Origin of the sequence: Gottfriedia sp. NPDC057991 (assembly GCF_042886615.1) — a bacterium.
Classification (GTDB): Bacteria; Bacillota; Bacilli; order Bacillales; family Bacillaceae_G; genus Gottfriedia.
In genome coordinates this window covers 43,490-56,805 of the sequence record NZ_JBHVQN010000008.1, presented here as the reverse complement: position 1 = coordinate 56,805, position 13,316 = coordinate 43,490, and the positions used below count along the sequence as shown (strand labels likewise).

At 31.8% G+C, this 13,316-nt stretch carries 11 protein-coding genes; 2 read left to right on the top strand and 9 right to left on the bottom strand.

What is annotated here, in order from left to right; genetic code table 11:
• Positions 1 to 33 precede the first annotated feature (33 nt).
• From ACFVR2_RS22450 to ACFVR2_RS22430, 5 genes are all read right to left on the bottom strand, one after another.
• Complete coding sequence (locus tag ACFVR2_RS22450; protein WP_387367021.1) at positions 34 to 1,422, bottom strand: amino acid permease; 1,389 nt, start codon at positions 1,420 to 1,422, stop codon at positions 34 to 36.
• 266 nt (positions 1,423 to 1,688) lie between these two features.
• The gene (locus ACFVR2_RS22445; protein WP_387367018.1) at positions 1,689 to 2,336 is read right to left on the bottom strand and encodes a nitroreductase family protein; all 648 of its coding nucleotides are present in this window, start codon (positions 2,334 to 2,336) and stop codon (positions 1,689 to 1,691) included.
• A gap of 11 nt (positions 2,337 to 2,347) precedes the next feature.
• Positions 2,348 to 4,183, bottom strand: coding sequence for an ABC transporter ATP-binding protein (locus ACFVR2_RS22440; RefSeq protein WP_387367015.1), 1,836 nt, complete (start codon positions 4,181 to 4,183; stop codon positions 2,348 to 2,350).
• Positions 4,164 to 5,903: an ABC transporter ATP-binding protein gene (locus ACFVR2_RS22435; protein WP_387367012.1), complete on the bottom strand. Its 1,740-nt coding sequence runs from the start codon at positions 5,901 to 5,903 to the stop codon at positions 4,164 to 4,166. Before ACFVR2_RS22435 ends, ACFVR2_RS22440 begins: the two co-directional genes overlap by 20 nt.
• A gap of 148 nt (positions 5,904 to 6,051) precedes the next feature.
• Complete coding sequence (locus ACFVR2_RS22430; protein ID WP_387367009.1) at positions 6,052 to 7,833, bottom strand: M3 family oligoendopeptidase; 1,782 nt, start codon at positions 7,831 to 7,833, stop codon at positions 6,052 to 6,054.
• Between the two features lie 628 nt (positions 7,834 to 8,461).
• Between ACFVR2_RS22430 and ACFVR2_RS22425 the strand changes: the two genes are divergently transcribed.
• Complete coding sequence (locus ACFVR2_RS22425; RefSeq protein ID WP_025671360.1) at positions 8,462 to 9,022, top strand: 3D domain-containing protein; 561 nt, start codon at positions 8,462 to 8,464, stop codon at positions 9,020 to 9,022.
• A gap of 11 nt (positions 9,023 to 9,033) precedes the next feature.
• On the opposite strand, the gene ACFVR2_RS22420 is transcribed toward ACFVR2_RS22425, so the two are convergent.
• The gene (locus ACFVR2_RS22420) at positions 9,034 to 9,408 is read right to left on the bottom strand and encodes a hypothetical protein (protein WP_387367006.1); all 375 of its coding nucleotides are present in this window, start codon (positions 9,406 to 9,408) and stop codon (positions 9,034 to 9,036) included.
• Positions 9,409 to 9,560: 152 nt separating this feature from the next.
• On the opposite strand from ACFVR2_RS22420, the gene ACFVR2_RS22415 reads away from it, so the two are divergent.
• A complete protein-coding gene (locus ACFVR2_RS22415; RefSeq protein ID WP_387367003.1) occupies positions 9,561 to 9,695 on the top strand; it encodes a hypothetical protein in 135 nt (44 codons plus the stop codon).
• A gap of 346 nt (positions 9,696 to 10,041) precedes the next feature.
• Here ACFVR2_RS22415 and thrB read toward each other — a convergent pair whose 3' ends face one another.
• From thrB to ACFVR2_RS22400, 3 genes are read right to left on the bottom strand one after another with little or no spacing between them, the layout of a single operon-like run.
• Positions 10,042 to 10,950 (bottom strand): homoserine kinase, encoded by a 909-nt coding sequence (gene thrB / locus ACFVR2_RS22410; RefSeq protein ID WP_387367000.1) that lies wholly within the window; start codon positions 10,948 to 10,950, stop codon positions 10,042 to 10,044.
• Entirely contained in the window at positions 10,947 to 12,005 is a 1,059-nt protein-coding gene (gene thrC, locus ACFVR2_RS22405; RefSeq protein WP_387366997.1) for a threonine synthase, read from the bottom strand. The genes thrB and thrC overlap by 4 nt, the downstream gene beginning before the upstream one ends.
• Positions 11,998 to 13,302, bottom strand: a complete 1,305-nt coding sequence (locus ACFVR2_RS22400; protein ID WP_387366994.1) for a homoserine dehydrogenase — start codon at positions 13,300 to 13,302, stop codon at positions 11,998 to 12,000. The genes thrC and ACFVR2_RS22400 overlap by 8 nt, the downstream gene beginning before the upstream one ends.
• Between the last annotated feature and the right edge of the window lie 14 nt (positions 13,303 to 13,316).

Below are 13,316 nucleotides of genomic sequence, written 5' to 3'. Positions count from 1 at the left end.
ATTATTTTAATATAAATAATTTAGGTGTTTTTATTAGTTTTTCATTTGTTTCTTCTTCCCTTTTGTTCCATTACTATAAAGAATAAATCCAATACATCCGAATAAAATCGGTCCAAGTACGATTGGTAAATATTCTAATAATGTAGTATCTGGAGCTGGAATAAGTGTTAGTCCGATTGTTCCAACTACCGAAACCATTCCAATTAGTGCAACGATTATAGCTAGTGAATTGCTTTTAATTTTAAACGGTCTGTTTACTTTTTTATCAGTCATGCGAAGTTTAATATAAGCACTAATTAAAAATACATAAGGGATAAAAAATGCCAATGTGGACATTAAAATTAACATATTTAATGCCTTTGAAACACTTGGTACAAAAGCAGAAAGAATTAAAATAAATGTAACTGCAACTGCTTGACCTAATACTAAAATTGATGGCATACCATCTTTATTTTCTATTAATAAATTTTTAGGAAGAACCTCTTTTGCACTTTCAGCAATCATCACACTAGGATTCAAAATTAAAAATGAAAGAGATCCTACAAATGCTAATAAAAAGCAGATACCTAAAATTTGAGAGAGCGAAAAATTCAGTCCAAATTGAGTCGTTATTTTATCTGCAAATAAGTATAGTGCTGTCGCAGTTTGGTCAGATGAAATTGTAATGACAAACTGAAATGCGACTGTTGCTAGAATATAGACTAATGCAATAATAATTGATGTAATAAAAATTGCTCTCGGAAATGTTTTTTGTGGGTTTCTTACATTCCCCGCAATCGTTCCTAACATTTCTGCACCTGAAAAACCAAACATTAATGTTGATAAAAACATAATCGTTCCAAATGATAAATTATTTGGCATGATTGTACTATGTGTAAAATGAGTAGCACTTGGTTCACCGCTAAACATACTATAAAATCCGAAACCAAATATTAAAATTGCTGGAACTAATACTCCAAGTGGCGCCCCAATCGATGCAAGCCTTCCGCTCATTTTAGTACCTTTTAATGTAAGTAAAGTAACAACCCAAAAGATAATACTAGATATAATAGCTGTTTTCATAGGATGACTTGCCATTTGAGGCTGGTTAATTCCATATGCAATCGCAATTGTAGTTGTTAATAATAGTGATGGATAATACGTAAAATTAGCAATCCAAAAAAACCACGAACATAAAAATGAAGCTTTTTCTCCAAAAGCTTTTCGAACCCAAACACCCATACCGCCTTGGTTTGGATAAGTTGAAGATAACTCAGCTACAATTAATCCAATTGGAATAAAATAAATTATCGCTGCAACAATCCAATAAAATAAAGCTGAAGGACCAATTGTTGAAGCAAAAGCAATATTCCGTAATCCTAATATTGCATTTATACTTAAAAATGATAAACCCATTACACCTAATTTTTTAGTCGAATCCATGATGATACTGCACCTTTCAATGTTAATAAATCTTCTTCATATTAATCACTTGAGTAATTATACAGATATATTAATATAAATTCAAATGTTATCTTATACTAGAATAATATTTTGAATTGATGTAAAATTTCATCTTTAAATGATGGGTTATTGATAAAGTTTTGAACTTCGTTAATAGAATAGAACTTCTAGTCAAAATCCAGATATTTCTTTTGTAAAAACACAAAAAAACCCGCGAGTAATTTCCTCGCGGGCTACTTAATTTATTAATCAACGTAACGAATAATTTCTCCAACTTCTTTACGTGCAAGTTTTTTCGCAGGTTCAGATGGATATCCAAGTGAAATAACCATGTTAATTTCACGGTTTTCCTCGATCTCTAAATACGTTCTAAGTTTATCTTGAGCTAATAGGACCGGACCTGTCATTGGACATGTTCCTAAGCCTAATGCATGTGCAGCTAACATTAAGTTTTGTGATGCTAAGCAACTACTTTTAATTCCTTCTTCTTTCCAAACTTCATTTTCAACAAAGCCGATTGGATCAAATATTTTTGTTCTGAATTTTGATTCATACGGTGTTGCTAAACAAATAATTAAAACTGGTGCTTCTCTAAATGCTGTTGCATAAGGACCAAAAGATCTAACTAATAGTTTACCTTCTTTTTCTAATCCTTTTTCTTTTGCTTTTTCAGCAACTTCATGTAGAGAATCCCATGTCATCTCTTCAATTTTTTTAATTTTGTCAGTGTTTTTAATAATGATAAACTCCCAAGTTTGTGAGTTTGTATCACTTGGAGCATAACGTGCGCAGTCGATAATTTCTTCAATTATTTCATTTGAAACTGCTTGATCAGTAAATTTTCGAATGCTTCTTCTTCCGTGAATAATTTCTTTAAACGAATTGTAATCCATGCTTCCACCCTTTATTGTATATGCTGATCTTCATTCATCCCTTGATGTTTTACTAATTCATAGTAAAAACCTTGTTTATCAATTAATTCTTCATGTGAACCTCTCTCTATACACATTCCATTTTTCAAAACAAGTATTTGATTAGCATTTTTAATTGTATTTAGTCGATGAGCAATGACAAAGCTTGTTCGGCCTTGCATTAGTCTTTGTAAAGCTTCTTGAATTTTAATTTCAGTAATTGTATCAATACTACTTGTAGCTTCATCTAAAATTAAAATGGCAGGATTTGCTAGAATAGCTCGAGCAATTGAGAGAAGTTGCTTTTGACCTTGACTAATTTGCTGATCATCTTGTTGTAAAATTGTATCATATCCTTTTGAAGATTTCATAATAAAACTATGTGCATTAGCAAGCTTTGCTGCCTCTTCTACTTCTTCATCTGTTGCATCTAAACGACCATATCGAATATTTTCTCGAATTGTTCCTTTAAATAAAAATGAATCTTGTAAAACAAATGCCATTTGTTGTCTCAAGTTTTTTCTAGAATATTGACCAATACTTACACCATCTATGAGTATATCACCACTATTGATTTGATAAAAGCGTGAAAGTAAATTTACTACTGTCGTTTTACCTGCACCCGTTGGACCGATTAAAGCGATTGTCTCACCTTGTGATACTTTGAATGAAACATTTGTTAAGGTATTTGAATCCTTCCCATAAGAAAAATTAACATTTTTATATTCAACTTCACCTTGAATAACTTTTTGGTCATTAATAATGTGGGATTCATCAATCGCTTCAATATCTTCATCGATGATCGAGAATACTCTTTCAGCTCCAGCAATCGCAGAAAGTAATGTATTAAACTGATTTGATAAATCGTTTAGAGGACGAGTAAATTGTCTTGAATACTCAGTAAATACAACAATTGTACCAATCGAGATATGTCCTTTATAGGCAAAGTAGCCGCCAATACCTGCAATGATTGCAAAACTTACATTGTTTAATACATTCATGAATTTTGGAATTAATCCGGCAAAGATAAATGCCCAAAATCCTGAGTTTTTCAATTTTTCATTTTTATTTAAAAAATCTCGAATCATTTTATCTTCTTGAGAAAAAGTCTTGATGATTCTTTGCCCGGAAACTGTTTCTTCTATAAATCCATTTAACTCACCTAAGTTACGTTGCTGGATTTTATAAAGTTGGCCAGTACGGTGCGTAATCCATTTTATACCAATTATTAAAACTGGAACAATTGATAAAGTCAATAAAGTTAAGATCGGACTATACCAAAGCATAACTGAAACAGTACCAACTAAAGTTATAACACTTGAAAATACTTGGATGACTGAAGTATTTAAAGTCGAACTTACATTTTCCAAGTCATTCGTTACACGGCTCATTAACTCTCCATGTTGTCTTTTTTCAAAAAATGACATTGGTAATTTATGAAACATATTAAATAATTCTGTTCTCATTTTTGTTACAGTGTTTTGAGCAATATCGATCATCCAAAAATTTTGTAAAAACAATGATGCAGAATAACCTAAATAAATAAACACTAAAGCAACAATTAACAAACTTAAACCACTTAAATTATTTTTTAGAATATAATGGTCGATTGAATAACCAACTAATACTGGTCCTAGTAAACCGAGTACAGAGCTTGCTAAAACCATTACAAGTACGACAGCAAGTTTACCTTTCATTAATGCTAGGTAAGACCATATTCTTTTCAATGTTGAGGAAACGTTATCTGCTCGAGAAGCTTCCTTTTTCTTTTTTTCCTTTGATAATTGTAATTGTTTATATTGGAAAGGTTTAGTTAGCTCCTTTAACATTATGAATTTCCTCCTTTCCATATTGTGAATAGTAGATTGCTTTATATAATTTTGAACTCTTTAATAAAGATTCGTGTGTACCCTCTTCTACAAGTTCGCCTTCATCAATAATTAATATTTTATCTGCATTTTTAGCAGTGCTGATTTTTTGCGTGATGATTAATGTAGTACACTCGTAATTTTTTAAAGCTTCAATCAAGCTAGCTTCGGTTTTTAAATCTAATGCACTTGTACTATCATCAAGTAATAAGATACTAGGTTTTCTAAGAATTGCTCTTGCAATAGAAAGTCTTTGTTTTTGACCACCTGAAAGGTTAACACCTTTTTGACCAATTAAACTTTCATATCCATTTGGAAAAGTCAAAATTGAATCGTGAATTTGTGCATGTTTAGCAGCTAAATAAACTTCCTCATCTGATGCACTTTCTCTACCCATTAGTAAATTTTCTTTAATTGTTCCTGTAAATAGTAGTGATTCTTGTGGTACATATCCAATTTGTCCTCTTAGTTGCTTACTGTTCATTTTACGTATATCTTGATCATCAATTAAAATTGTTCCAGAATTAACATCATATAAGCGAGGGATTAACTGGAATAAAGAAGTTTTGCCTGAACCTGTTGAACCCAATATTGCAATAGTTTGTTCTGGGTAAGCAACAAATGAAATATTTTTTAGCACTTCTTTTTCAGAATTAGGATAACTGAAAGAAACTTGATGGAATTGAATTTTTCCTTCCAATCGATTTACTAGTTGGTTTCCTTCATTCTTTTCTACAAAGTCTTCTTCAATCGTTAATATTTCATCGATTCGTTCAGAAGAAGCTCTCATTCTTGAAAACGCACTAATGATAAATGAAAAAACAGTAAATGATGAAGTAATACGAGAAATATAATTTACGATTGCAACAATATCTCCAATATTTGTTTCGTGTGAGTGTACTTTACTATTTCCAAACCACAATACGATCAAAATAGAAGCATTCATAAATAGAAGCATGACTGGCATCGTAATTTCCATAGTTCGTAATGCAACAGAGGTTTTTTGTTTTAAATTTTGATTTATATGTTGAAATCGATTATTTTCATGGTCATTTCGCACAAAGGCTTTAATTAATTTCATTCCAACTAAATTTTCTCTAAGCACACTATTTACAATATCCACATTATCTTGAACATTCTTAAATAGTCTTCTACCTTTTTTTACCATCCAATTTAGGAACATAAATAAGAAAGGTAAAATTAAAAATAGAATAAACGAAAGCTTCCAATTCAAAATTAATGCCATTACGACACTACCAATTACAATTAATGGCGCTCTCAAAATAATCCTTAAACTCATAAAAACTGCACTTTGTAATTGTGATACGTCATTTGTCAATCTAGTAATAATTGATGAAGTTGGTAAATAACTAAACGTTGTGAATGAAAAAGTTTGTACTTTCTCAAATAGTGTTTTCCTTAACGTAAATGAATAGCTTTGAGCAATATGAGTAGCATAAAAAGTATTTAATACTCCTCCAATAAAAGCAACGATCGATAACACGATCATGACGATTCCCCATTTTGTAACATAAGCCATGTCTTTGTGAACTATTCCATTGTTAATGATATTAGATAAAATATATGGTTGAAATAATTCAACTACTAATTCTAAAAGTAAAAAGACTATGCTTGCGAAAATTGTTATTTTATATGGTTTTAAAAATTTAAAACTATTCACTTTAGTCACTCCCCTACTAAAGAGGTAATGATTAAAAACCCCTCCGTATTTTCTTATCTCTTTTTAATAAAACTACAAAAACCTTAATAAAAGCATTTAAAACAGGAAAAGAACTCGTAATTAAACGAGTCCTCCTCATAAAAAGTTATCATTCAGTGATCGATAAAAATTCTTCAACGTCTTTAAGAGATAGTTTTACTGCCTTCTCCCAGAAATCACGTTTTGTTAAATCTACACCTAAATGTTTTTGAGCTAATTCTTCAACTGTCATAGAAGCTGTATCTTTTAGAAGGGCAATATATTTCTGTTCATAGCTCTTACCTTCTTCCAATGCTTTTGCATAGATTCCTAATGAGAATAAGTATCCAAAAGTGTATGGGAAGTTGTAGAACGGCACACCTGTAATATAAAAGTGTAGTTTTGATGCCCAGAAATGTGGATGATACTCTTCTAAAGCCCCACAATACGCTTCTTTTTGAGCTTCTTCCATCAGTTCATTTATTTTATTTTTACTTACAACACCATTTTTACGCTCTTCATAAAAACGCGTTTCAAACAAGAAGCGAGCATGAATATTCATATAAAATGCAACACTACGTTGGATTTTGTCTTCTAATAGAGCTAAACGCTCTTGATCTGAACTCGCATTTTTAACAGCTGCATCAGCTACAATCATTTCTGCAAATGTAGAAGCTGTTTCAGCAACATTCATTGCATAATATTTATTAAGCGTATGAACGTCTTTCATCGCAAATGAATGGAAAGCATGACCTAATTCATGTGCTAATGTCGAAACATTTGAAGGTGTTCCTGAATATGTCATGAAAATACGAGATTGACCGCTCTCAGGGAATCCTGTACAGAATCCACCTGGACGTTTACCTGCACGATCCTCTGCTTCAATCCAAGAGTCTTCGAATGCCATTTTTGTAAAACTAGTTAATTCATCACCAAATTTACCAAATTGATCTAATATGAATTCTGCACCTTCAGAATATGAAACGGAAGAATCAATATCAGCAACAGGCGCATCTAAATCATACCAACTTAATTTCTCAACGCCTAGTAATTTAGCTTTTCTTTCTAAATATTCAACAAATGGAGCTTTATTGTCGATTATCGCGCCCCACATTGAATCAAGTGTTTCTTGACTCATGCGATTGATTGATAATGGTTCTTTTAATACATTATTCCATCCACGTTGTCCATATACACTTAAACGGAAACCTGCAAGATGGTTTAATATTTTAGCGAAGTAATCTGACTCATCGCCCCATGTTTCTTCCCATTTTTCGAAAATCTCTTTACGAACATTGCGTTCCTTAGAAGAAAAGAGATTTGATGCTTGACCAACAGATAAAAGTTTATCATCATGTTCGATCTGCATTTTTCCAACAACAGTATCGTACATTTGGCCCCAACCATGATATCCGTCAACTGAAAGGGCAGTAATTAATGCCTCTTGTTCAACTGATAATAATTCACTAGCATTTTGACGACGCTCATTTAAGGCGAATGAAATTTCCTTAAACTCATCAGTTTCTAAAATATTTTTCCAAACAGAATCTTCAATTTTAGTTAATTGACTATGGAATTTTGTTAAAGAAGTAGAAAATGTTGCATAAAGCTGCGTTAATGTTCCTCTTAATAAATTTGCCTTTTGATCAGCCATATTTTGAGCTTGTAAACAGCTAACAAATCCACCAGCTTGCGATAATTTCTTGCCTATTACTTCAATATTACCTATGATATCAGCTAATTCCTCGACTTCATCACTAGTTTTAGGAGCAGAAAACAAAGAAACCTGTCTCTCTATTCCTTCTACTAAATTAGTAATTTCTATTATGTATGTTGCAAATGCAGGAGATTCACTGCCTCCTTTAAAGAAAACATCTAAATCCCATGTAAGTGAATATGTATTTGTTGACATACGACCCCACCTTTTGGTTTTATAAGTACATTTGTTATTATACATTATTCAAAATATTTAGTCTAATCATACTACTTTTTACCATTTTTAAATCCTACCCAAGCTTGTTGAATTTTGATTTACACATACTTTTTGTCTATTTATGAAAATATGAAATGATAACATATTTCCTTTTGAAGATAGTTTTTAGTAAATTTTAGCAGTTTTTAGTACTTTAATTTAGGATCTGTAACACATTAAATATGAAGTAAATGTTACAAAAACTCTCGAATTGTTACATAGTTTTTAATTCTAAATTAATAAAACCGATCTTATTTGTGGTAAAAAAGTATGTTTTTCTACTCTATATAATAACTTATTGAACAGTTTTTACTGTTTAACCTTCTCCCTATTATCTTATAATTACTTCCTTAAAGTCCTTTAAAATCAAGCATCTTAGCTCAAAATATAGCGATAAACATTCTTAAATAGGTAATATGTCGAAATAAGCTGTAACTATTATGCAGAATTTATAGAATATTATAAAAAAAGGTAATATATTTGTAATATAAAATAAAACTACTGAAATCTTACTGTCACATTTCCATGGTAAAGTATTATACATAGAAGATGGACAGGAGCGGGAAATATGAAAAAATTAATGACATGTTTTGTTACTACTGTTATTCTAACAATGGGATTTACGACAAATACATACGCAGCAACTTACAAAGTTAAATCTGGAGATACTTTATCTGCTATCGCAAAAAAGCAAAAGGTAACAGTCTCTCAGATTAAATCTTGGAACCATTTAAAATCAGACCTTATTAAAGTAAATCAAGTATTGCAAATTAAACCTGCAACTAAGAAAAAAACGACAACGACTAAAAAAACAACAGCTAAAGCTGCTACACCTTATAAAGTAATTAAAATGAAAGCTACAGCTTACACTGGTAGCTGTAAAGGATGCAGTGGTAAAACAGCTACTGGTATAGATTTAAAAAAGAATCCAAAAGCAAAAGTTATTTCTGTGGATCCAAAAGTAATTCCACTAGGTTCTAAAGTATATGTAGAAGGCTATGGCTATGCAATTGCTGGAGATACAGGCGGTTCACTAAAAGGAAATAAAATTGATGTATTTATCCCAAGTCAGAAAAACGCCCAAAAATGGGGAGTTAAAACAGTTACAGTAAAAGTTTATAAAAAATAAAAAACGAGCCCTTAATTCGGGCTCGTTTTTCTATTTCTAATTCCATTTGGATTTAAGTCAAATAATCGTCGATCTAATTCATATAAGAATTCATTTCTCTTTTCCTCATTCGATTGAATCTCTAACATCTTTAATTTTACGATTAATTTTCGAATACTTTTTCTTTGAGAAATTTCCAATGCATAGATTTTGTATGGCTCAAACCAAGGTTCCTTTTCTAATAAGTAAATTTTCCCTTGAATTAATTCATCATCTTGCTCATTAAAAGGATAACCAAAAAACTTTTTTGGCAAATAATCAAAGATCCAGTCAACAACTATTTGAAAGATTAATTGAAATAATATTCGAAAAATAAAAAATAAAATTTTCAATACAACCTCGTGCATGGTTTTATCCCCTATTCCTTATACTACCAATAATTTTATCATTTCTTTAGTACAATCAAAATAACAATTTAATTACATAATCTTTTAAAAGCATATTTTCCGTTTAAGAAATAAATAATAAAATTAAATATTTGTTTTGGAGATGAAACCGAATGAATGATAAAAGATTTACGATAACTGGAACTAATATTAACGATGTGAAAAGAAAAAATGCAAGTTCTGGTTTAACTTATAATCAAGTTAAACAATTACTTGCAGAAAAATATATGAAAGAACGAGAAAAATAAAGTATTAGTGATACCTTATTCTAAATTATTGTTATTTCTCGTGATTTTCAAGTAATTTATTCACAGATCATGCTCTTATTTACTGTTTTAGTGATTTTATTTGCAGATTCGCAATTTTTATTTGCACCTACACAGATTTAATTGTAGTTTCAATCTTTTTATTTGCACTTTCACTGATTTTATTTGCAGTTCCACCTTTTTTATTTGCACTTCAGATTTATTTGCACTTACACAGATTTATTTGCACTTTCACTGATTTTATTTGCAGTTCCACAATTTTTTTGCACTTCAGATAGATCTCAAAAAATACGAAACCACTCAACTTTCCATAGTTGAGTGGTTTCTTTTAATTCGAGTGGATTGAATGTTTAACTGTTGCACCATTGTTTTCTATTTTTATTTCACTTACATCACAATTTGGAAATAAACGTGTAAAATAGTTGATTGCTTCAGGACAGCCTTCGATTGAAACAAATGCTAGTACTGTCGGACCGGCACCACTTAATACAAATCCATGCACATATTCAGGTAATTCGATTTGTTTTAGGGTGTCTAGTTCTTTTACAATTTTGCATCGATATGGTTCGTGAAACAGATCTCGTTTCATCATATCGCCTGCTAATGGCCAATTTTCTGATAATAGTGCTAAAACTAATATATTACTATAGCTGCTAGATTGGATCGCATCCTTATATGGAATCGTTGATGGTAATATATTTCTTGCATGCACAGTTTCTAATTCGTATTTTGGAATAATTGCTACTACTGATACTTTATTTAATTTCGAGTGTTGGATATAAGCTTTTCCATCTATAAAAGTCCCAATAACTAAGCCGCCATAAAGTGAAGCACCGACATTATCCATATGACCTTCTATTGAAGTTGCGATTCTAAGCTGTTCTTCTAGAGATAATTGAAGATTACAAAGTTCATTCGCTAGAATAATGCCACCTACTATTGCTGAGGCACTACTTCCTAAACCTCTTGTTAACGGGATATTACTTTCAAGCTTTAAATGACATGTTGGCAAAGATTCATGATTTGCTTTTGCAACATCAATTGCTGTTTTTAAGATTAGATTTGTCTGATCAAGTGGAATATCTTTCAAATATTCACTAAATCCCTCACAGCTATATTGATCGTGATCATATACTTCAATTGTTAAGTATCGATCTAAAGCGATACCAATCGAATCAAAACCAGGTCCTACATTTGCAGTGCTTGCAGGAACTGTTATTTGGAAAAGTTTTTTCATATCGAAACCACACCTTGTAAATGTTCTAATACAATTTTTTCTTCATTCGGTAACAATATTGGTTCAATTTTACTTGATTGAATTGCGATATCTGGATCCTTTAATCCATTACCTGTTAAAATGGCTACTACTTTTGAGCCTTTTTTGATTACACCTGACTGTACTTGTTTAAACACACCTGCAATACTTGCACATGAACCTGGTTCTGCAAATACGCCTTCTTTTGATGCAATCCATTTATATGCTTGTAAGATTTCTTCATCTGATACGCTATCGATTGCACCTTGTGATTGCTCAATTGCATTTACTGCGTGCTCCCAGCTTGCTGGGTTACCAATTCGAATAGCTGTTGCAATTGTTTCGGGATTTTCAATCTTCTTATTATTAACAATTGGTGCTGCACCTTCTGCTTGAAAACCATGCATTTTAGGTAATTGATAACCTTTTGAAAGGTTGTATTCATTAAATCCTTTCCAGTAAGCCGTAATATTCCCTGCATTTCCAACTGGAATTGCTAAAATATCAGGAGCTTTTTCCAATTGCTCACAAATTTCGAAAGCAGCCGTTTTCTGCCCTTCTATTCGATATGGGTTTACAGAATTTACTAGTGTAATTGGTTCAGACTCGCTAATTTTTCTTACCATTTGTAATGCGTGATCAAAATTTCCATCGATACTAATTATATGTGCTCCATACATGACAGCCTGCGCAAGTTTACCATATGCAATTTTACCATTAGGAATAATTACAAAACATTTCATACCAGCTCTTGCCGCATAAGCAGCGGCGGCGGCAGATGTGTTACCTGTCGATGCACAAATAATTGCTGAACTTCCTGCTTCCTTTGCCTTAGCAACTGCCATTACCATCCCACGATCTTTAAATGAACCAGTTGGGTTTAGCCCTTCTAATTTAACAAATAATTCAATTCCCCACTCTTCTGATAAGCGAGGTAAAAATAGTAATGGCGTATTTCCTTCATTTAAAGTTAATTTTGGTGTTTCTTCATTTATAGGTAAGAAACTTGAATATTTTTCGATTAATCCTTTATACATCACGATCTTCACCTGCAATTCGATAATAGCTACGTACTTCATCGACTACATCAGATGTTTCTAAATTTTCAATTACTTTTTTGTATGCTGAATATGAAGCATGGTGTGTTACTAAAATAATTTCAGCAAGACCTTTATGCTTTAATGGAACTTGAATAATTTTCTCAAAGCTTATATCAGATTCTGTAAAAATTGAAGTGATTTTTGCGAACGAACCTAATTGATCTTTTACTGTAAAGCGGAAGAAAGATTTAAAAGAAATCTCATGATCTTCTTTTAATTCTTTTGGATATTGTGGTAAAACAGCACTTGTACCGTTTACTCCTAATCGCATATTTTTCATTACTGCAACTAAGTCTGATACAATCGCAGTTGCTGTTGGTAAACTACCTGCACCCGGACCATAGAACATCGTTTCTCCTACAGCTTCACCATATACATAAACTGCATTAAATTCATTGCTAACAGATGCCAATGGATGATTGTGTGCAATTAAAGTTGGTCCAACACTAACTTCAATTCGATTATCGTTTCTCTTTGCATAACCGATTAATTTCATTGTATAACCAAAGTATCTAGCAAAATCAATGTCTTCTGAAGATACTGAACTAATTCCACGTACTTGCACATCTTCTAGTTCAACATCCATTGAAAAACCTAATTTAGCTAAAATTGTCATTTTTCTCGCAGCATCTAAACCTTCAACATCAGATGTTGGATCTGCTTCTGCAAAGCCGAGTTCCTGAGCTTCTTTTAACACATCGTCATAGGCCTTACCTTCGTTGCTCATCTTTGTAAGAATAAAATTTGTCGTTCCATTTACAATTCCCATTAGCTTAGTTACACGGTCTGAAGCAAGACCATCTACTAAACTACGAATAATAGGAATCCCACCGGCAACGCTAGCTTCATAGAATAAATCGCATTTATTTTCATTTGCTACACGGAGTAATTCAGTACCATATAAAGCCATTAAATCTTTATTAGCTGTGACTACATGCTTTTTATTTCGAAGAGCATGAAGTATGTATTCTCTAGCATCTTCAATTCCACCCATTACCTCTACAACAACATCTATATCAGCATCATCTAAAATTTCATATGCATTTGTCGTTAATAAATCCTTCTGAATTGAAATTGATCGTTCCTTTTCAGGATCCTTAACAAGAACCTTTTTTACTTGTACAGAACAACCAATTTGATGGGCCAATCTGTCCTGATGATTTTCAACAATTTTTACAACACCACTTCCAACAGTTCCAAGTCCTAATAGTCCAATAGATATACAGTCCTTCATATGATCTCCTCCGT

Coding starts and splice junctions, on each gene's coding strand:
- ACFVR2_RS22415 (WP_387367003.1), top strand. CDS start 9,561: ATGAATGATAAAAGATTTACGATAACTGGAACTAATATTAACGATGTG.
- ACFVR2_RS22425 (WP_025671360.1), top strand. CDS start 8,462: ATGAAAAAATTAATGACATGTTTTGTTACTACTGTTATTCTAACAATG.
- ACFVR2_RS22450 (WP_387367021.1), bottom strand. CDS start 1,422: ATGGATTCGACTAAAAAATTAGGTGTAATGGGTTTATCATTTTTAAGT.
- ACFVR2_RS22400 (WP_387366994.1), bottom strand. CDS start 13,302: ATGAAGGACTGTATATCTATTGGACTATTAGGACTTGGAACTGTTGGA.
- ACFVR2_RS22445 (WP_387367018.1), bottom strand. CDS start 2,336: ATGGATTACAATTCGTTTAAAGAAATTATTCACGGAAGAAGAAGCATT.
- ACFVR2_RS22440 (WP_387367015.1), bottom strand. CDS start 4,183: ATGTTAAAGGAGCTAACTAAACCTTTCCAATATAAACAATTACAATTA.
- thrB (WP_387367000.1), bottom strand. CDS start 10,950: ATGAAAAAACTTTTCCAAATAACAGTTCCTGCAAGCACTGCAAATGTA.
- ACFVR2_RS22430 (WP_387367009.1), bottom strand. CDS start 7,833: ATGTCAACAAATACATATTCACTTACATGGGATTTAGATGTTTTCTTT.
- ACFVR2_RS22420 (WP_387367006.1), bottom strand. CDS start 9,408: ATGCACGAGGTTGTATTGAAAATTTTATTTTTTATTTTTCGAATATTA.
- thrC (WP_387366997.1), bottom strand. CDS start 12,005: ATGTATAAAGGATTAATCGAAAAATATTCAAGTTTCTTACCTATAAAT.